We start from the raw sequence: 18,810 nt of genomic DNA on the forward strand, positions 1-18,810 counted from the left end.
TCCCATGAAGAGCGGCATTCGCAGAACCAGAATCATCCACGGCGCTTTGATCGTCGTTGCTGCGCTGCTTTCGCTGTTTCTAGCCTACCAAATCCGCTTTGAGTTTAACTTACCGACGGAGCCGGTGAATTGGGAAGCACGTATGTGGCACACGATGAAGTGGATCCTGCCGCTGGAATACATCGTGTTTTATGCGCTGGGATTGTTTTCGCCGCTGGTAGCGCGCTTCAGTTGGTGGGACTTTTGCCGGGTCGGCACTGCGGTTGCCTTACTGTCGGGCTTTCTGCTGTATTTGTGGTTTATATTCTCGGGGGACAAGACGGCCCCGCGCTCGGTGATCTTTATCAACGGGCTGTTCCTCTTTACCACGCTTTGCAGTATCATGGCGCTATCGGCGCATCTGCGGCACATCCTGACGGGTAATCTCTCCGAGCTGCCGGTGCGGGCCTCGCGGGTTGTTTCCGTAGGAACCGGATTTCTGGCTTACCAATTAATCGAGCAGACGCGCAGCCGCCGTGGACTGGGCATGCGGGTGGTTGGCGTAGTCGACTCACGGGGTAGATTCCGTGATGGCCAGCATTGGCAAGGGGCACCCGTGGGCGGAGGCATTGATCAACTGGAGAGCGTTTGCCGCCGGTTTGATCCCGACCGCATCATCATCACCGATCCGGAGCTCCCGGCAGAGCAGGTACGACAGCTGGTGTGGAAATGTCGCCGCTTGCACGTGCCGCTTTTCATTGTCCCGAGCACCCAGGAGATGCCCAATGGCGTGCTGCGGGTGGAAGAGATACGGCCTGTCGGGCTGGACGACGTCCTGGGGCGGAATTCGCTGGATATCGATCTGCCGCGCATCCATCGCTTACTCAGTGGCAAGCGTGTGCTCGTGACGGGGGCAGGGGGGAGCATCGGCAGCGAGCTTTCTCGCCAGATCCTCGCCATGGGGCCCAGCAAGCTGTTGCTTCTGGACAGCTCCGAGCCTTCGCTCTTCCAGATCGAGCAACGCCTGCGCAAGGAGGATAACGGTAGCTGCGTGAATGCGGTTTTGGCGGACGTGCGGGACCTCTCGGCCATGCATACCGTTTTTCAAAACGAGACGCCGGAGGTGATCTTTCACTCGGCCGCATTGAAGCATGTGCCGATGATGGAAATGTATCCCGGGGAAGGGCTGCAAACCAACACGTTGGGCACCCACCAGTTGGCCGAGCTGGCGGAGAAATTTGGGGCCGAGCGCATGGTGTTTATTTCGACGGATAAGGCAATTAACCCGACGAGCCTGATGGGTGCCTCTAAGCGTTTGGCTGAGCAATTGATCCAAGCCAGACCCAGGGACAAAGGAGGTCCGGCATTCCTCGCGGTGCGCTTTGGCAACGTGATCGGCTCTTCGGGCAGCGTCGTGCCTATTTTTGAAAAGCAAATTGCTGCGGGCGGGCCGGTGACCGTGACTCATGCTGACGTGACGCGGTATTTTATGTCGATCCCCGAAGCGGTCGGGTTGGTGCTGCAAAGCGCGACACAAGGCAGTGGCGGCGAGATATTTATGCTCGATATGGGCGAGCCGCTCAAGGTGCTGGACATTGCCCGGCTGATGATCGAAATGCGCGGGCTGGAGCCAGACAAAGATATCGCGGTGAAGATTATCGGACTGCGCCCCGGCGAAAAATTATTCGAAGAGCTCAGCTACGACGCCGAGATCCACGACCACACGACGCACCCGCGCGTTTACCGACTCACGGCTCCGCCGCTAACTGCCGAAGAGGCCGCACGGTTAATGGCGAGTATTCAGGACGCCATCAATTTACGTGACGCGAATGCGATTCGGGAAGCGGTCAGAATCATATTGCCGGAATTCATTGCCCCAGAGACGGATAAGGATTCTGAGGTAAGCGCTGCGATCCAGGCGTAAATTGTAGGAAAAAGACCTTATACAGTTGATATTGGATTATTAGGATGCATATTTGTGTGCATCGCCGAACCATCTCTTAACTGGAGTGCCAAGAGCAGCCCTTCTGTCTTGGCGCTTATCATGGCTGGAAGCTATATATTGCTCTCCGGCTTCTACATTGTTGTTTCCACGCTGGCGGTATCGGATGCGTTTGACGCCAGTGAAGGCGCTTTGCTGGTTGAGCTAACGAAAGGCTTGTTGTTTATTTTGGTAACGGGGGTAGGGATTTTTTTGGGGAGCCGTTATTTGATGGGAATGATCGCCCGCCAATGTGTGGAGATTGAGAAGCAGCGACGCTCCATTGAGGCCTTGGATAAGCGCGCATCGGTGGGCTTGCTGGCCAGCGCGATCGGCCACGACGCCAATAATTTGCTAACTGCCGCCCGCATGTCGGTGGACTTGATGAAGCGCGGGTTGGACCCCGACCGGTTGTCTGCCTTGATGAATACCGTTGAGGAAGCGCTGAATGAACTGATGGAGCTGAATCGCAGGCTGGTGCGCGGTGGTCATGCCGATCAGCCGGGAGAGCTCAAAGTGCGCTGCCTGAAAAATGAGTCGGAGCGCGTCATTCAATTCATCGACAATGATCACCCTATCTCGCGATTGAAGATTGAGTTTATTAGCAAAGGGGATGTGTCGGTGCCGATCAACCGGCACCTTTATTTTCAGGTGTTGCTCAACTTGCTCCTCAACGTGTCGCGCCATGCGGGCGAGTATTCGACTGTTCGGATCAGTACCCTCGATTGCGACCAAGCTGTCTGCGTGTTGGTGGAAGACAATGGGCCCGGCGTGCCGGCACCAAAGCGGGAGATGATTTTCACGCCGTATTATTCGGAGCACCCGGAAGGTTCCGGTCTGGGCTTGGCTTCCGTGCGCGCGGTGATGCGCATGCACGGCGGCGATATTTGTTGTGAGGAGTCCTGCCTGGGTGGCGCGAAATTTGTTTTAAACTTCCCCAGAGAAGCTTCAAAGCCTGAGCAGGCCGCTGTGTAGCATCGCGTCTATTGTGACGACAATGGCGCATATGCGTAGCGCCTTTGGGGTTGCCTTCGGGGGTAGGGTTTGGCATTCACTGGCCCCTTATGAAAGTTTTGGTCGTTGGAGGCGCTGGATACATCGGCAGTCACTGCGTCCGTCAGCTTATTGCGGCGGGCCACGAACCGGTTGTCCTGGACAATCTTGTTTACGGGCACAAGGGCGCTCTGCAGCCGGAGGTTCCCTTTTTCCAAGGTGACCTGGGCGACAAAGCATTCGTTGGCCAACTGCTCAAGCAGGAGTCGATTGAGCTGGTCATGCACTTCGCGGCCTACTGCTATGTGGGCGAGTCCGTCACTGAGCCTTTCAAATACTACGAGAATAACGTCGTCGCCACGCTGCGCCTGTTGGAGGCCATGCACGAGGCAGGCGTTAACAAGTTCGTCTTCTCCTCGACATGTGCCACCTATGGCGTGCCGGAGAAGCTCCCGATGACCGAGGACCTGCCGCAGGCACCGATCAACCCCTACGGCCAGACCAAGCTCGATGTGGAAAACATCCTGAAGGCGCTCAGCCATGCCTACGGTTTGTCGTTTGCCGCGTTCCGCTACTTCAATGCTGCGGGTGCCTCGGTAGATGGCTCCATTGGCGAAGACCACCAGCCGGAAACCCACCTGATCCCGCTGATCATCGACGCAGCCGTCGGCAAGCGTGAGAACATCAAAATTTTCGGCACGGACTACGATACGCCCGATGGCACTTGCCTGCGCGACTATGTCCATGTGGACGACCTGTCCCGTGCGCACATTGCGGTGTTCGACAAGCTCAGCGAGCCCGGCCAATCCTTTTTCTACAACCTCGGCACCGGCACGCCCAACTCCGTTCGCGAAGTCATCACGGCGGTGGAGCGCGTTACGGGCAAGACGGTCCCTGTTGTCGAGGATGTGCGTCGCCCCGGCGATCCGCCTGCGCTGTTTGCCGACTCCTCCAAGGCGAAAACCGAGCTAGGCTGGACGGTCGAATTTGACACCATCGACAAGATCGTCGAAACAGCTTGGCGCTGGCACTCCGCGCACCCGCGCGGCTACGAAGATTAATTGCTGAAACACTGAAATAATATACTACTATGCGAGTTCTCGTTACTGGCGGTGCCGGATTCCTCGGCAGTCATCTCTGTGAAAGATTAATTGACCAAGGTCACAGCGTTATCTGCTTGGATAACTGCTTTACTGGCCGAAAGAAGAACATCGATCACCTGCTCGACAGCCATCGCTTCGAGTTCATGCGCCACGATGTGGTGGACCCCTTTAAGGCCGAGGTTGACCAGATCTACAACCTCGCTTGCCCCGCCTCGCCGGTGCACTACCAATACAACGCGATCAAGACGATTAAGACCTCCGTCATGGGCGCTATCAACTGCCTCGGCCTCGCCAAGCGCGTAAATGCTCGCGTCCTCCAGGCTTCGACCTCGGAAATCTACGGCGATCCCAACGTCCACCCGCAGCCAGAGTCCTACTGGGGCAACGTCAACCCGATCGGCATCCGCTCTTGCTACGACGAGGGCAAGCGCTGCGCCGAAACGCTCTTCTTCGACTACCACCGCCAGAACAAAGTCGACATCCGCGTGATGCGCATCTTCAACACCTACGGTCCGCGCATGGACCCGGAGGACGGCCGTGTGGTCTCCAACTTCATTTGCCAGGCCCTGCGTGGTGAGGACATCACCATCTACGGTGACGGCTCGCAGACGCGCTCCTTCTGCTATGTGGACGACAACATCGAGGGCATGATGCGTCTGATGAACAAGGACGGCATCACCGGCCCGGTCAACATCGGCAACCCCGGCGAATTCACGATCAAGCAGCTCGCGGAGAAGATCATCGAACTCGTCGGCGGCAGCTCCAAGATTGTTTACAAGCCGCTGCCATCGGATGACCCGAAGCAGCGCCGCCCAGATATCACCCTCGCCAAGGAACTCCTCGATTGGGAGCCCACCATCAACCTCGAAGCCGGCCTCAAGAAAACGATCCCATACTTCGACGGCCTGCTCTCGCAGGGCAGCTAGCGGCGACACATATCACGCTTTCCAAAGACCCGGCTGGATTCCGCCGGGTCTTTTTGTTTCAATTGGAAACAAACCGCCGGGTTGATTGTTGTAAGCTATAGTGCACGCACATCAGCAAAAATTGATTCCCACTCGTCCATTTTTCATCGCTGGCCTGACTTGGTTCGTTTTGCTTTGCGGACATTTCTTCTACTCGGCGCACCAGGTCCTCTCTGGACCACATACGGACAAGGCAATCGTTTACACCTGGAAGTTTCAGGTATTTGCCTTCTGCACCAGTGTGCTGTGGATTTGGCTGTTTGCCTTGGCGGGGATATGGAGCTTACTGCTCTTTTATTTTACCCGGAGTAGCTCCACCGATTCCAGTCGCCATGATGAAGAATCGTGCTAGGGTATTGGTGTGAAAATGCGTTGGCTCTTCCTGATTTTATCAACGGCCTTGCTCTCGGGCTGCGGCTATAACGTGCAGTATTCGCCGCTTAATAATCCGCTGTCAGCAGACGAGGCTGCTATTGCCAATGGGGTGGCCGCGCGTGGTCCCGTGCAGGCTTCGGATGTGACGCTGTTTCTGGTCCAACGTCCGGAGAGGCGCTACCGAGAGCTGGGCATCATCACAATACCGACAGGCCAGAGCTTACCCAACCAGGAGGAAATCTTTCAGCTGTTCCGTCAAAAGGCGGCTGAGGTTGGCGCGGATGGTGTGATCATCATGGACACCCAGACCGCGATTGAGACATATCCCACGGCGACCTACGTTTATGACTGGGGCTTATTTTACCAGGACACCATTCGCTCGCGGTCGATATTCCGAGGCATGGCAATCCAGTTCCTGGAGTAGGCAAAGCAGGCATTGGCCGATCTCGTTATAATTCCCGGCCTCCGTTCGACGGATGGCGAACAATGTGGTATCTTAGCTGTCAGGATGAGTAGTATCCTGCGACGTATCTATTTCATGAAACGATTTTTGCGAATATTCGCCCTTTGGCTGACTGCGGTCGCGGCTCTGACCGCCGCACCCCAGCGTAGCCAGCATGTGGAGGCCGAGCTGGTCGCCGACGTTACCTCCGCTCAGCCCGGTGAGCCGTTCTGGGTCGCCTTGCGCATGAAGATGGACCCGCATTGGCACACTTATTGGGTCAACCCAGGCGATGCCGGTATCAAGACCACCATCGAGTGGCAGGACTTGCCTGAGGGCGTCACCATCGGCGACATCCATTGGCCGACGCCCAAGGTGTTCGACCAGGCTGGGATCATGAATTACGTCTACGAAGACGAGGTATTCCTGATGATGCAGGCTACGGTGGAGGAGGGCGCTTCGCTTTCTGAGCTTAAGCTGAAGGCGCGCGCCGATTGGCTGGAATGTGATGACCAGATGTGTGTGCCCGGTGGTGTGGATTTGACGCTGGATTTGCCGGTGTCCACCGAGTCGCCCGAGGCTTCTGAGTGGAGCAACGACTTAAAGGAAACGCGCGAAGAAAATTGGCCGCAAACGCTCTCGGATGCCTGGGCTGCCTCGGCGTCGCAGAGTGGGGATCAGATTACGCTGACCCTCACGCCGCTCGCCTCGGCTCAGGGGCACAATCCCGGCGAGCTGACTTTTTTCGCCGTCAATTCCTACATCGAACCGGCGGCAGAGCAGATCCTTACGCGCAGTGATGACGGGATACTCACGGTCGTGATGACGAAAAACGAATTTTATGATGGCGGTGAGCCGGACTCCTTGCCCGGTGTTGTTCGCGCTGCCAACGGCTGGCTTCCCGATGGCAAAGTGATCGGTCTGTCGGTTGACCCAACCCTGACTACCGCTACCAACACCGCCGCGACCTCTGGCGCGGCCAGCGGAGCACCAACCACCAGCGACCCCATTATCGACACCCCCGACGAAGGCGGTTCCTGGGTGGCGCTGATCCCCCTGGCGTTCATTGGCGGGATGATTTTGAACCTGATGCCCTGCGTGTTCCCCGTGATTGGTCTCAAAGTGATGGGCTTTGTCAGCCAGGCAGGGGAATCTCACCGCAAGGTAATTGTCCACGGCCTCGTCTACACGCTGGGCGTGCTGGTTAGCTTCTGGGCGATCGGGCTGCTTTTCGAGCCGATCCACCAGACCTTCGTCAGCTCGGGTGAGATCGAGGGCGGCTGGGCCTCGTGGCTCACGCCAAAATTTGTGACGTTTCTAATCATCCTGGTGTTCGTGTTCAGCCTCAGCCTGAGCGGGCTGTTTGAGATCGGTGTATCCGCCGTTGGCCTGGGTTCTAGCTGGAGTAGTAAAGCTGGACTGGTTGGCACCTTTTTCTCCGGTCTCTTTGCCGTAGCCGTTGGTGCCCCATGCGCCGCGCCGTTTCTGGCCCCCGTGCTGGGTGCGCTGGTGAAGACCAATTTCTTGCAGCGCGAAATCCTGCTCACCGTGATTGGTCTGGGGCTGGCGTTCCCGTATCTGCTGTTTTCCTTTTTCCCGCAGCTCACGCGCAAGCTGCCCCGCCCCGGTGCGTGGATGGAGACTTTCAAGCAAGGCATGGCTTTTCTGCTTTACGCGACGGTTGCGGCGCTCGTCTGGGTGCTGGCCGATCAGGTGGAGGCTTACACGCTGCTCACGGTGCTCTTCGGGCTCGTGCTGGCGGCCATGGGTTGCTGGGTCTATGGCCGTTGGGGAACGCTGCTTAAGTCCAAAGGCGTGCGGACGACGGCGACCATCGTTGCCTTGGCCTTGATCATAGGCCCCATGGCGTTTGCCTTCGCCAAAATCAGCGAAAACGAGCGCCGCGAAGCCCTCATCGCCGAGGCCAAGGAAAGTGGTGCGCAGTTGGACTTCCTGGTCTGGGAAAAGTGGTCGCCGGAGGCTGTGCAAACGCTCCTGGCGCAGGGGCGTCCGGTGTATATCGACTTCACCGCCCGCTGGTGCGCAACCTGCCAGGTTAATAAGCGTGTTTACAACGACGTGGACCTCGTGCGCGAGTTTCAGAAAGATAATGTCGCCACGCTCAATGCAGACTGGACTGACCACAACCCTGAGATCGCCAAGGCGCTGGCGGAGTTTGATCGTAGTGCGGTGCCATTCAACATATTATACATCCCCGGACGTGAAAAGCCGGTGATTTTGCCGGAACTTTTAACCGACTCGAATGTCCGAGCGGCGTTGGCAGAAATTGGCAACGAAAGTGTCTAAAACTTTTTTGCCAAGTTTTTTGAAAAAAATTAATTCGGGGCTAAAGGTAACTAATCTTGTTCCGATTAGACACTACATCAGAGAATATTTTCTCGGGCGCAAGCCCGACGGAATGATAACACAGTAGAGATGGCGGGAGGTCCCCCTTGGGAGAGGGGGGCCTCTATTTTTTTGCAGATTTGATCTGGCGGGAGACGTTGATTGCGCGTTATGCGGACTCCGGGTGAAAATGGCGTCGGTCAAGCTCTTCGCGGAGTTGATTTAGCTCGATGCGTTCTTGCTCCAGCGCCGAGGCCTTGTCGTAAATTTCCTCCTCCAGTTCGCGAATCGCGCGTTCGCGCTCGTCGAATTTCTTGGCCTGTGCATTGGCTTCTTTGATCGCGTCCAACCGCATCTCCAGGCCGTAAATCTGCTGGCGCAGATCGCGTATCTGGCTGGAAATGAACTGGTTGGCCTTCACGATGCCAGCCAATGCGTCTTCAAATGGAGTGGCGGAATCGGCGGACTCCCGCTTGAGCGAAAGCTTGCGGCTGGCGTTAACCGCGCCGCTGCGAAAAACTGTCATGTGGCCGCGGGTTTCGACTTGGCGCTCCGGCGAGGCGTAGGTGATCTTGTGCCAGGAGGATGGGGCAGAGGCGTCGTCTTCCACGTGGCAGACCTGGATATTGCCCTGCGGATTGTCGCGAAAGCTTTGCTCGATGGTTTGCAGGCTGAGCGGCTGGGGCTCGGTGGTGCCATTGCTGGCCATCCACCACTGGTCGGGCAAAGAATTTGCGACAAGTCGCTGGCGGAGTTTGCTGATAGTAGTGGTGTCGCTCATGGCCGGATTGATTGAGGTGATTGACGCCACGGCGCCCTGAGAAAGTGGGCCTATGATACCACACGCCGCATTAAGCGACGGTTAACTCCGGGCAACTGGACACAAAAAAACCGCCCGGATGACTCCGGACGGTTTCTGAAAATATTAGCGGAATTAGGCTTCGGCCTTTTCTTCCTCTTCGGAAGCTTCCTCGGTGGTCTCTTCGATCGGGTTTTCGGAAACGACTTCCCACTCGAGCGAGTAGGTGATTTCCGGGTGCAGCTTCACCTTGGTGACGTGCTTGCCAAGGGTCTTGACCGGAGTGTGCAGGTTGAGCTGCTTGCGCTCGACTTCGATGCCGTCTTCCTTGAGGCGGTCGACGAGGTCCTGTGAAGTAACGGAGCCAAACATCTTGCCGCCTTCACCGGTCTTCACCGCGATAGCGATGGAAACGGTTTCGAGGCGGGCCAGGACTTGCTCAGCGTGCTCGCGCTCTTGGGCGAGGCGGGCTTCCTTGCGGGCCTGGAGGGCTTCGATGTGCTTCTTGTTGGCGCGGTTGACTGGCAGGGCCAGCTTGCGCGGAAGCAGGAAATTGCGGGCGTAGCCAGCCTTGACGGAAACTTGGTCGCCTTCGTGGCCGAGATTCTCGACGGGCTCGAGGAGTAAAACGTCTTGGTTCATTGGTAAATTCCGTCTCGAGGGTTACTTCTTGCGGCCGGCTTCGATGAGGCGCTTTTCCTTCACCTCGGTCGCCTTCTTGCCAATGCGTTCGCGCAGGTAGTAGAGGCGTGCCTTGCGGGTGATGGATTCACGGTCGACTTCGATCTGGTCGATGTTCGGGCTGTGGATCGGGAATACCTTCTCGACGCCTTCGCCGAAGCTGATGCGGCGGACCGTGAACGTTTCACGGATGCCGGAGCCCTTGCGGGCGATAACGATGCCAGCGAAAATCTGGATACGTTCCTTGTCGCCTTCACGGACGCGGGTGTGGACGCGCACGCCGTCACCTACCTTGAAATTTAGGCGGCTGGCGTCGAGTTGGTCCGAGGTGACTTCTTCAAGTGTGGCTTGCATGACTGGTGAATTACTGGGGGCCCTCAGTGTCGGTGTTTTCCAACAGGTCGGGCCGGCGTTCTTTGGTTTTTAAATAGCTTTGTTCCCGCCTCCACGCCGCGATTTTCGCGTGATCGCCACTGAGCAAAACGTCCGGAACTTTCATTCCGCGATACTCTGCTGGACGCGTGAATTGAGGAAAACCGAGGAAAGTGCCGTGAAAGGAGTCCTGCGTCAAGGATTTTTCTTCACCTAAAACGCCAGGCACGTAACGGGCCACGCAGTCGATGAGCACACAGGCGGGCAGGGTGCCGTTGGTCAGCACGTAATCGCCGATCGAAACCTCCCGCGTAATGAGCGTATCGCGCACACGTTGGTCGATGCCCTCGTAGTGCCCGCTGACCAAAACCAGGTGCTCTTTGGCCGCCAATTCCCGGACTAGCGGCGTGTTCAGCGGCTCGCCGTCGGGGCACAAATAAATGACCTCTGCGCCGGGCGTGGCGACCTCTTCAATCGACAAAAACAGTGGCTCGGGCGAGAGCAGCATCCCCGCGCCCCCGCCAAAGGGGCGGTCGTCGGCGGTCTTGTGCTTATTTTGCGACCAATCCCGCAGGTCGTGCACGCCAATCTCCAGCAGGCCTTTCTTGGCGGCCTGCCCGAGCATGCTTTCCTGCAAGTAGCCCTCGGCCATGCGAGGGAAAAGGGTAATTAGGTCGAAGCGCATGGGGGAAAGTCAGAATTATGAATGCAGAATTATGAATTATGAAACTTTTGGTGGAAACACATAATGAAGATTGAACCTATACAAAGTGGCCAGCCATTTGGTTGATCCATTCTCATTCACGCACTCCACTTCAAAAGCCAGATTCTCAGGATCTGAATTATGGCTAATCAAAACGGTGCCGGTGTCACCAATTTCAACGGCTTGTGGGCAATCCTCTGGCAGGGAAATTACTTTCACAGCATCGTACTCGCTCAGTTCTTTCCAGCAAAAGTAACACTCGCTTATAAGCGGTTCACCAATTTCCAGTCCATGATTTCTGTGCCAATTCAAAGGGTCATCTGGACGAATATGGTAGTGCAAATCGCACACAGGACATTTACCAAACGGCATCATCTACCTTTCATAATTCATAATTTCCTTATGAAACAAAAAACCCCGGCGCGAAGCCGGGGCCAGAATTCGAGGTCAGGTAAAAGGTGACCTGTTTGCCGTTAGGCTTCGACGGCGGCAGCCTCAGCGCGACGGGCGCGGTTGATGAGGGTGCGAGCGGTGTCGGTCGGCTTGGCGCCTACGCCTACCCAGTAATCTACGCGCTCAAGGTTGAGCTTGAGTTCGGCGTCGTTGCCGCGTGCGCACGGGGCGTAGTTGCCCAGAACTTCGTTGTGACGGCCGTCGCGGCGGTTGCTCGCTTCAGCTACCACGATGCGGTAGACCGGATTGTGGGTGGAGCCGTGGCGCTGGAGTCGGATTTTAAGTGCCATGATGTAAACTAGACTGAAAAAAGTGTGTTACGAGTGCTGGATTAATGGAAAACAGAGGAAAAAATAGGTTGCGGCTACCTCTGTCAAGCCGCATTTACTCGAAAACCTGCGTATTATTCTCCCATGGACGCTGAATCGATTATTCATGATTTTGAGCTGGAGCCCTTGCCGCATGAGGGTGGCTGGTTTCGCCGTATTTACACCGACGATGAGCAAATTCCGGCCGGCGTCAAGGGCCCGGCGTGCGGTCTTTCGTCGATTATCTATTATCTGATTACGGTCGAGGGCTACTCCGCGATGCATCGCCTGGTCCGCTCCAATGAGACTTTTCATTGGCACGCGGGCGACCCGATGGAGCAATTAATCCTCCACCCGGACGGCAAAGGCGAAAAAATTACCCTGGGCAACGATTTCTCGCGCGGCCACCAGCCGATGTCGATCATTCCGCGCGGCTGCTGGCAAGGTGCCCGCCTGACCGACGAGACTTCTTACCACGGCTATGCCTTCATGTCGGTCGTGGTGACGCCAGAATTCTGGTGGGAAGATTTCGTTTTGGGCGATGCCGAGGTCCTCGCCGAAGAATATCCCACGTGGAAAGACGAAATCTTGCGGCTCTCGCGTTAAAGGTAGGGCGCAGTCTCCAGACAAGCCGTCCAGTGGAGTGGCAACGAAGCCATCTAACGTGGCGGCTTGTCTGGAGACTGCGCCCTACCTTAAGCAGATTGTTAGAATATTCCCTTCGCAACTCGCCTTGCATCGCGCGTCTGGATCCGCCAAATTGCCCGCATGACCAATCCCGCTGACATGCGCCGCGAATACACGCAGGCCGGGCTCTCCGAAGATAACGCCTTGGCCGATCCAATTGCGCAGTTCCGCCTGTGGTTTGAGCAAGCCCTGGCGGCGCAGCTCGTCGAGCCCAATGCGATGACGCTGTCCACCGTCGATGGCGAGGGCGCGCCGGACTCCCGCACCGTCCTGCTGAAGGCCTACGATGAGCGCGGCTTTGTGTTTTTCACGAATTACCACAGTGCCAAGGCGGCTCACATTGCAGATAATCCGCGTGTGGCGCTGCTGTTCCCGTGGTTGGGACTTGAGCGGCAGGTAAAAATCCGCGGTGTCGCCGAAAAGATATCCGCCAAGGAGTCGCTGAAGTATTTTCTGAGCCGCCCGCGTGGCAGCCAGCTTGGCGCGTGGGTGTCGAATCAGAGCAGCGTGATCACCTCCCGCAGCATCCTCGAAATGAAGCTTGCCGAGATGAAGCGCAAATTCGGCGATGGCGAAATCCCCTTGCCCGATTTTTGGGGCGGCTTTTGCGTGAAGCCGACCTGGTTTGAGTTCTGGCAAGGCCGCCCGAGCCGCTTGCATGATCGCCTCGCCTACACGCCCGACGGCTCGGCCTGGCGCATTGAGCGCCTCGCCCCTTAACCAGCCTCCGGCTGGACCGTCGGATGCGTTGCATCAGGATTTGCCCAATGGGCAAATAGCCATTCCAACTGACTGAGGTAGGGACGCATGGCCGAGGCGTCCGCCACGAAGGCGTGGCAAGGTGGCGGCCGATATCCTTATCGGCCAGAGGCGAATCAGGACAGATTGAATTGGTTCGCGCTTGGTCGATATCCACGAAACACGTCCCCTGATAATCATTGAATCTCTGCCTAAATTGTGGCCGATAAGGATATCGGCCGCCACCTGGTTGAGAAATTAGCGAGCGCTCTCATCCGCCCATCAATTTCCACTGAAAATATCTCGATGCAACGGGACGTTGCCGCCATGATCCCGATCCGTGAGTGACAACGCTCCAGGGGGGGAAGCTGCTACGGCCACGAAAGCCGGATCTGTCGGGCTGATGGTGGGTGCGCTGGGCGTGGTGTTTGGTGACATCGGGACGAGTCCGCTGTATGCCTTTACCGCAGCGTGCCAGTTCCTGGATGCCGGGCATTTGGAGGCCTCGGTGCTGGGGATAACCTCGCTGTTTTTCTGGTCGCTGATCCTGGTGGTCACGGTGAAATACCTGGGCTTCGTCATGCGGGCGGACAACCATGGGGAGGGCGGCGTATTCGCGCTGATGGCCCAGCTGCGGCCGTATTTTCACTCCAAGAAAGGCACGCCTATCGTGCTGCTGATCATGATGTTTGGCGCTGCGCTACTACTGGGAGACGGCGTGATCACGCCCGCTATTTCGGTGCTCAGTGCAGTGGAGGGACTGGAGGCGTTCTCGCCCAAGCTGGAGCATTACGTCGTGCCGCTGTCGATGGTGATCCTCGTCGCGCTCTTCGCGGTGCAGCGCTTTGGCACGGGTAAGATTGGCGTGCTCTTTGGCCCGGTGATGCTGGTGTGGTTCATCACGCTGGGTGCGCTGGGGGCCTGGCAACTGGCGCAGCACGGGCTGACGGTGTTGGCCGCAGCAAATCCCTACCACGCCGTACATTTTCTGGTGACGCATTGGCAAACGGCGATCTGGGTGATTGGGGCGGTCGTCCTTTGCGTAACGGGGGCCGAGGCGCTTTTTGCGGATATGGGCCACTTCGGGCGCAAGCCGATCACGCTAGCCTGGTATTTCATCGCGCTGCCGGGCCTGGTGCTGAATTACTTTGGGCAGGCGGCGCTGGTGCTTGCGGCGGGCAAGGCACCGGCAAATATCTTTTACGCACTCGTGCCCGATGGCTGGCCCACGCTGGCGTTGATGGTCTTGGCGACGGTGGCGACGATCGTTGCCTCGCAGGCGCTGATCTCCGGCTCGTTTGCGCTGGTCCGGCAGGCGATCCAGTTGCGGATACTGCCGCCGCTGCAAATCATCCACACCAGCGAGCAGCATGAGTCGCAGATTTACCTGCCACTGGTCAACCAATGCCTCGGCGTGATGTGCCTCCTGACGGTGCTGCTGTTTCGCTCGTCGGACAACCTCGCCGCCGCCTATGGCCTGGCTGACACCGGGGCGATGATCGTGACCAGTATCGCGTATTTCTTCGTGCGCATTAAGCGGCAGGAGAAGGGGCTGACGGGCAGTCTGGTCTTGCTGGCGCTATTCTTTGCCATCGATTTCGCCTTCTTTGGCGCGAATTTGCTCAAGTTGTTTTCCGGCGGCTACTATCCACTGGCGATCGCGGGATTCGCGTTCCTGCTCATGATCACCTACCGCGCCGGTCGCCGGGTGATTCACAACTACCACGCCGAGCGCCGCGAGCCGCTAAACAGCTTTCTGGACAAGCTGAACCCCGATGACTACCAGCGCCTACCCGGCACAGCGGTCTTCCTGACGGGCAATAACTTGGTCATGCCGATCATGCTCGCGAACCAACTACGGCTTTTCCAAAGCATGCGTGAGCGCAACTTGATCCTCACCATGGCGGCGGAATCCGTCCCCAGTATCGAGGGCGACATGATTACGGAAACGATTCCGCTGGCACACGGCTTTGTGCGGGTAACGGCGTCCTACGGCTACGAGGACACGCCCGATCTGGATGCGATTATTGCCGAGGCCGAGCGTCGCTTGTTCGACGGTGCCACGCCGCAGCCGGTGGTTTACTTCGCCTCCCGCGAACGCTTTGTGCCGGACCGCCGCAACGCGATGCCGATGATCATGCAGCGGTTGTTCTCGCTCCAGCTCCGCAACGCCCGGCCCATCTACGAATACTTCCGCTGGAAGCCCGATGACTTCGTCGAGGTGATTCAGACGGTGAAGGTGGATAAGTAGGGGAGATTTTTGCGGATGCTAAGCGGATCGCGGATGCTGGCGGATCGCGATCCGCTTAGCATCCGCAATCGATCCGCCATGGTTCCGCAAACGACTGCAGGGAATGAGATCGATTTGAGTCGCATTCGGGCGTTGGCTTTACCAGATTTTAGTCATGCCCCGTCATTTGTTTATCTTATTCGTCGCAATATTCACCTGCCTGCTGCACGCCGGCTCCCAAGTCGAGCAGCTCGCGACGGGTTTTAAATTTACCGAAGGGCCGGCGATTTGCCCTGTGGACGGTGCGGTGTATTTCTCGGACATCCCCAATAACCGCATTCATCGCTGGGACCCCGAGACGGGCGAGGTGACGCTTTTCCGGGAGAACACTGGCGGTGCCAATGGCCTGCTCTTTGCGGACGATGAGACGCTCATCATTTGCGCCGGGCGTGACCGCCAGGTGCGCGAAGACAATATCACCACCGGCGAGGCAACCGTCCTGGCAACGAAGTTTGACGGCAAATTGCTCAACAGCCCCAACGACACTTGGATAGACCCCAAGGGCGGCATCTACTTTACCGATCCGCGCTATGGCAATAGGGATAACCTCGAGCAGGACGGTGAGCACGTTTACTACCTGAGCCCTGACCGCCAGAGCTTGATCCAGGTGGTCGACGATATGGTGCGGCCCAATGGTATCGTCGGTTCGCCCGACGGGGAGACCCTCATTATCACCGACCACGGTGGCAAGCAGACGTGGAAATACGCCATCCAGCCCGACGGAACGTTGCGGGACAAAGTCTTGTTCGCCGATCAGCCTTCGGACGGCATGGCGATGGACGAAGCGGGCAATGTTTACCTGACGCATACGGCGGTCGATGTCTATTCGCCCGATGGCGAGCTACAGCAAAGTATTGAGCTACCGGAGCGCCCGACCAATGTCACCGTGCTCGGCGAAGACCCGCTGACGCTCTTTGTGACGGCGCAGAAATCCATCTACCGCATCACGCTGGAGAATTGACCGCGCGTAATTACTCCGTTTCGATAACGCCATGTCCGATGCGCCCACCTTCCGACGCACCCGCCAGCGTGAGGCGATTTACAACGCGCTGAGCGAGGCCGAGCGCCCCTTGAATTTCGAGGAGCTGCTGGAGCGCGCGCGCATGCATTTCCCCAAGATCGGTGAGCGGACGGTGTTTCGCAACGTGCGCGAAATGTTGGACGAGCACAGCCTGGTGCGGGTTTATCTGCCCGGCCAGCCCGCGCGCTACGTGCTGCCAACGGGCAATCACTGCCCACATTTCATCTGCCGCAACTGTAATAACGTCTTCGTGCTACCCGAGGAGACGCCCGACATTTTACCTGGTTATGCGAGTAAAATACCCCCGGAATTCATACCCGAGGGAGAGGAGGTCATCATTTACGGCTACTGCCGGGAGTGTCCGCCGGAGTAGTCGGAGGTCATTCTCCGGCTGAGGCCGCATGGATAGGTAGGTGTGTCGGGTCTGGGCCTGACGCTGGGTCGGTTCTTGAACGGAAGGATTTACACTACCTGACCGATAGTCAAAACCGTGTAAAATCTTTATGATGGCATAAAGTAAACGCCATGAACATCGAACCAGAATACAACCTAAACTACTCGCAGGTTCTGGAGACGGAAATTCGCCTGATCCTGTCTGATGAGAACGAAGATTTTATCCGCAAGAACTGCCGCTTAATCCCTGAGGTGATCGAGCGCTCTTCCTGGCGCGTGCGTCGGCTGGACACCATGCAGTTTCTGCGGCTTTACACGGGGATGGTTCATGAGTTGGCCCTGTGTTCCAACACCCTCGGCCACATTCGCGATGAGACCATTGCCGGCATCTGCATCAGCCTGCGCCTGCAGCGCTGTATGAACCGCATTCTTTTACGCACGAAGATCGTGCCTCGCCGCCCAAAGTCCAAACCCGCCTCTAAGAGCGCCGCCTAGGGATAACCGATCCGCTAACCACTGCTGCCCTTGCTTGACCGCCGCGGAAATCTGCCGATGGTAAAGGGCAATGCAATCCGCCGCCCTGATCGACAGCGCGTCCGCCGCTTTTATAGCGGGCTTGGTCACCAGCCCACACTGTGTGGGGATGTGTGGCCCGATCGGCTGCGCAACGCTACCCTTGGGCCAGTCGGAAAGTTCGCTGGCCTGGGCAACAGCCAGCTACCACCTGTGCCGCTCGCTGGCGTACATGATCATCTGTCTGCTGGCGGGCCTGATTGGCGGTTCGGCGCTGGACGCCTTTGGCGCGGCTCCGGCGAAAATATTACCCTGGCTGATGGTCGCCATGTTCCTGGCCGTCGCATTCCGGCTCGACCGGCATTTACCCAAGCCTCGGGCTTGGAGCGGACTTTTTCAAAAGATCAGCCGCAAGGTCCGCGCCTTGCCCCGCTGGCTGCTCGGCGCAGGTTTGGGCGCGATGACTCCGCTGCTGCCCTGCGGCCCGCTTTACCTGATTTTCACCGTGGCGTTGTTTTCCGGGGACCCCGTTCGCGGGGCGGAGATCGGTCTGGCTTTTGCGCTGGGGACGATTCCGCTGCTCGCGCTCGCCCAGGGGGGCTATTTCCGCTATAAGGGCAAGTTTTCCCCCACGGTTTTGCGCTGGGTGCAGTGCGTGTTCGCGCTTGCGGCAGCTGGTTTGATTACCTACCGTATGATTGCCAGCGATGGCTTGTTCGGCGAACAATTCTGTCATTAACACTCATGAGTACACCAGAAAATCTCGTTTTTGAAGTGGAGGGCGTCACGCCCGCCGAAGTTACAGTAAAGCCCGGCAAGTGCGAGCTCCTGCTCAAGCACGACGAAGGTAGCCTCACGGTTACCCTGGAAAATTTCGTTCCGCTCAAGCGGATTATCGACATCGTGCAGGGCTTCGAAAAGCTTACGATCATCGACCAACACTCCGCCGATAATCCCGTCGAGGAAGGCCGCTTCCTGGTCCGCGCCCACCGCGGCGGTGAGGTGATTAAAGGCTTCTGCGACGGCTTCCAGGGCTAGGACAATGGAGTTTAATACCGAAGTCAGCGAACAGAACAACCCGACGGGTGAGCAGATCATCGCGGGCCTGGACTCCATCGATGGCCAAAGTAATTCCTTCGCGATACTGGCGCTGAGGGATCAGGTTTACGTGCAAACAATGGGCAACCCCCAGGAAGGCTTCGTTCTGGAATACCGCAACGGTTCCGAAGAGGAACATTACCAGACGAACGATTCCGAGATTCCGCTGGATCGCATCAAAGAGGTATTTCTCGCTTTTGCCGAGGGCGATGTAGGTTGGTTCGATACGTTCGCGTGGGAGCCCATGTTCGCTGGCCAGACCGGCGTTCAAGCAGTGCTGGATGAAGAGGCACCCAAGAAATCCGGATGCATGACGGCGATTATTTTTCTGCTGGTTCCGTTGGTGAGCCTGGCCGGGTATTTGACAGTTTGCCCATAGGTTTCGTGCCAGTTTGCCCGTAGGTTTCGTGACGCGAAAGGTAGAGGTTTCGTGTCAGTTTGCCTATAGGCTTCGCAGCAGTTTGCCCATAGGTTTCGTGGCACGAAACACCTTGTGTATTGTCAGCGAAGTTTTCGTCATAAATTGCTTGTACAATTTTTGTCCTTATTCATACTGGTTGAATGGGAAAA

At 57.4% G+C, this 18,810-nt stretch carries 22 protein-coding genes; 16 read left to right on the forward strand and 6 right to left on the reverse strand.

Going from position 1 to position 18,810, the window contains the following annotated elements:
- The first annotated feature begins 4 nt into the window (after positions 1-4).
- From O3S85_RS18530 to O3S85_RS18560, 7 genes are all read left to right on the forward strand, one after another.
- Positions 5-1,903: a polysaccharide biosynthesis protein gene (locus tag O3S85_RS18530; protein WP_269542335.1), complete on the forward strand. Its 1,899-nt coding sequence runs from the start codon at positions 5-7 to the stop codon at positions 1,901-1,903.
- A gap of 54 nt (positions 1,904-1,957) precedes the next feature.
- Complete coding sequence (locus O3S85_RS18535; protein ID WP_269542338.1) at positions 1,958-2,935, forward strand: sensor histidine kinase; 978 nt, start codon at positions 1,958-1,960, stop codon at positions 2,933-2,935.
- An 89-nt stretch (positions 2,936-3,024) separates the two neighbouring features.
- Positions 3,025-4,014, forward strand: a complete 990-nt coding sequence (galE, locus tag O3S85_RS18540) for a UDP-glucose 4-epimerase GalE (RefSeq protein WP_269542341.1) — start codon at positions 3,025-3,027, stop codon at positions 4,012-4,014.
- A gap of 29 nt (positions 4,015-4,043) precedes the next feature.
- Positions 4,044-4,982: a UDP-glucuronic acid decarboxylase family protein gene (locus tag O3S85_RS18545; protein ID WP_269542343.1), complete on the forward strand. Its 939-nt coding sequence runs from the start codon at positions 4,044-4,046 to the stop codon at positions 4,980-4,982.
- A gap of 121 nt (positions 4,983-5,103) precedes the next feature.
- A complete protein-coding gene (locus O3S85_RS18550) occupies positions 5,104-5,373 on the forward strand; it encodes a hypothetical protein (protein WP_269542345.1) in 270 nt (89 codons plus the stop codon).
- Positions 5,374-5,382: 9 nt separating this feature from the next.
- Positions 5,383-5,820 carry a hypothetical protein gene (locus O3S85_RS18555; RefSeq protein WP_269542348.1) on the forward strand — a complete coding sequence of 146 codons (438 nt, stop codon included), beginning with the start codon at positions 5,383-5,385 and terminating at the stop codon, positions 5,818-5,820.
- Positions 5,821-5,934: 114 nt separating this feature from the next.
- Complete coding sequence (locus O3S85_RS18560) at positions 5,935-8,145, forward strand: protein-disulfide reductase DsbD family protein (RefSeq protein WP_269542350.1); 2,211 nt, start codon at positions 5,935-5,937, stop codon at positions 8,143-8,145.
- 208 nt (positions 8,146-8,353) lie between these two features.
- On the opposite strand, the gene O3S85_RS18565 is transcribed toward O3S85_RS18560, so the two are convergent.
- From O3S85_RS18565 to rpsP, 6 genes are all read right to left on the reverse strand, one after another.
- On the reverse strand, positions 8,354-8,965 hold the full coding sequence (locus tag O3S85_RS18565) for a hypothetical protein (RefSeq protein WP_269542353.1): 612 nt from the start codon (positions 8,963-8,965) through the stop codon (positions 8,354-8,356).
- A 153-nt stretch (positions 8,966-9,118) separates the two neighbouring features.
- Positions 9,119-9,625: a 50S ribosomal protein L9 gene (rplI, locus tag O3S85_RS18570; RefSeq protein ID WP_269542355.1), complete on the reverse strand. Its 507-nt coding sequence runs from the start codon at positions 9,623-9,625 to the stop codon at positions 9,119-9,121.
- 21 nt (positions 9,626-9,646) lie between these two features.
- Complete coding sequence (gene rplS / locus O3S85_RS18575; protein WP_269542357.1) at positions 9,647-10,018, reverse strand: 50S ribosomal protein L19; 372 nt, start codon at positions 10,016-10,018, stop codon at positions 9,647-9,649.
- A 10-nt stretch (positions 10,019-10,028) separates the two neighbouring features.
- Positions 10,029-10,721, reverse strand: a complete 693-nt coding sequence (trmD, locus tag O3S85_RS18580) for a tRNA (guanosine(37)-N1)-methyltransferase TrmD (protein WP_269542359.1) — start codon at positions 10,719-10,721, stop codon at positions 10,029-10,031.
- A gap of 36 nt (positions 10,722-10,757) precedes the next feature.
- A complete protein-coding gene (locus O3S85_RS18585; RefSeq protein ID WP_269542361.1) occupies positions 10,758-11,114 on the reverse strand; it encodes a DUF4926 domain-containing protein in 357 nt (118 codons plus the stop codon).
- Between the two features lie 98 nt (positions 11,115-11,212).
- Positions 11,213-11,482: a 30S ribosomal protein S16 gene (rpsP, locus tag O3S85_RS18590; RefSeq protein ID WP_269542363.1), complete on the reverse strand. Its 270-nt coding sequence runs from the start codon at positions 11,480-11,482 to the stop codon at positions 11,213-11,215.
- 123 nt (positions 11,483-11,605) lie between these two features.
- Here rpsP and O3S85_RS18595 point away from each other — a divergent pair, with 123 nt between their 5' ends.
- The 9 genes from O3S85_RS18595 (at position 11,606) to O3S85_RS18635 (ending at position 18,619) form a co-directional block, all read left to right on the forward strand.
- Entirely contained in the window at positions 11,606-12,106 is a 501-nt protein-coding gene (locus tag O3S85_RS18595) for a cupin domain-containing protein (protein ID WP_269542365.1), read from the forward strand.
- A 162-nt stretch (positions 12,107-12,268) separates the two neighbouring features.
- Entirely contained in the window at positions 12,269-12,907 is a 639-nt protein-coding gene (gene pdxH, locus O3S85_RS18600; RefSeq protein WP_269542366.1) for a pyridoxamine 5'-phosphate oxidase, read from the forward strand.
- Positions 12,908-13,265: 358 nt separating this feature from the next.
- Positions 13,266-15,176, forward strand: coding sequence for a potassium transporter Kup (locus O3S85_RS18605; RefSeq protein ID WP_269542368.1), 1,911 nt, complete (start codon positions 13,266-13,268; stop codon positions 15,174-15,176).
- Positions 15,177-15,330: 154 nt separating this feature from the next.
- Positions 15,331-16,176 carry an SMP-30/gluconolactonase/LRE family protein gene (locus O3S85_RS18610; RefSeq protein WP_269542369.1) on the forward strand — a complete coding sequence of 282 codons (846 nt, stop codon included), beginning with the start codon at positions 15,331-15,333 and terminating at the stop codon, positions 16,174-16,176.
- A gap of 31 nt (positions 16,177-16,207) precedes the next feature.
- A complete protein-coding gene (locus O3S85_RS18615; protein ID WP_269542371.1) occupies positions 16,208-16,609 on the forward strand; it encodes a Fur family transcriptional regulator in 402 nt (133 codons plus the stop codon).
- 152 nt (positions 16,610-16,761) lie between these two features.
- A complete protein-coding gene (locus O3S85_RS18620) occupies positions 16,762-17,124 on the forward strand; it encodes a hypothetical protein (RefSeq protein ID WP_269542374.1) in 363 nt (120 codons plus the stop codon).
- Between the two features lie 70 nt (positions 17,125-17,194).
- A complete protein-coding gene (locus O3S85_RS18625) occupies positions 17,195-17,881 on the forward strand; it encodes a sulfite exporter TauE/SafE family protein (RefSeq protein WP_269542376.1) in 687 nt (228 codons plus the stop codon).
- A gap of 5 nt (positions 17,882-17,886) precedes the next feature.
- Entirely contained in the window at positions 17,887-18,180 is a 294-nt protein-coding gene (locus tag O3S85_RS18630; RefSeq protein ID WP_269542378.1) for a hypothetical protein, read from the forward strand.
- 4 nt (positions 18,181-18,184) lie between these two features.
- Positions 18,185-18,619: a hypothetical protein gene (locus O3S85_RS18635; RefSeq protein ID WP_269542380.1), complete on the forward strand. Its 435-nt coding sequence runs from the start codon at positions 18,185-18,187 to the stop codon at positions 18,617-18,619.
- Positions 18,620-18,810: the final 191 nt, after the last annotated feature.

The organism is Cerasicoccus sp. TK19100, from assembly GCF_027257155.1.
In the GTDB taxonomy this organism is placed as follows: Bacteria; Verrucomicrobiota; Verrucomicrobiia; order Opitutales; family Cerasicoccaceae; genus Cerasicoccus; species Cerasicoccus fimbriatus.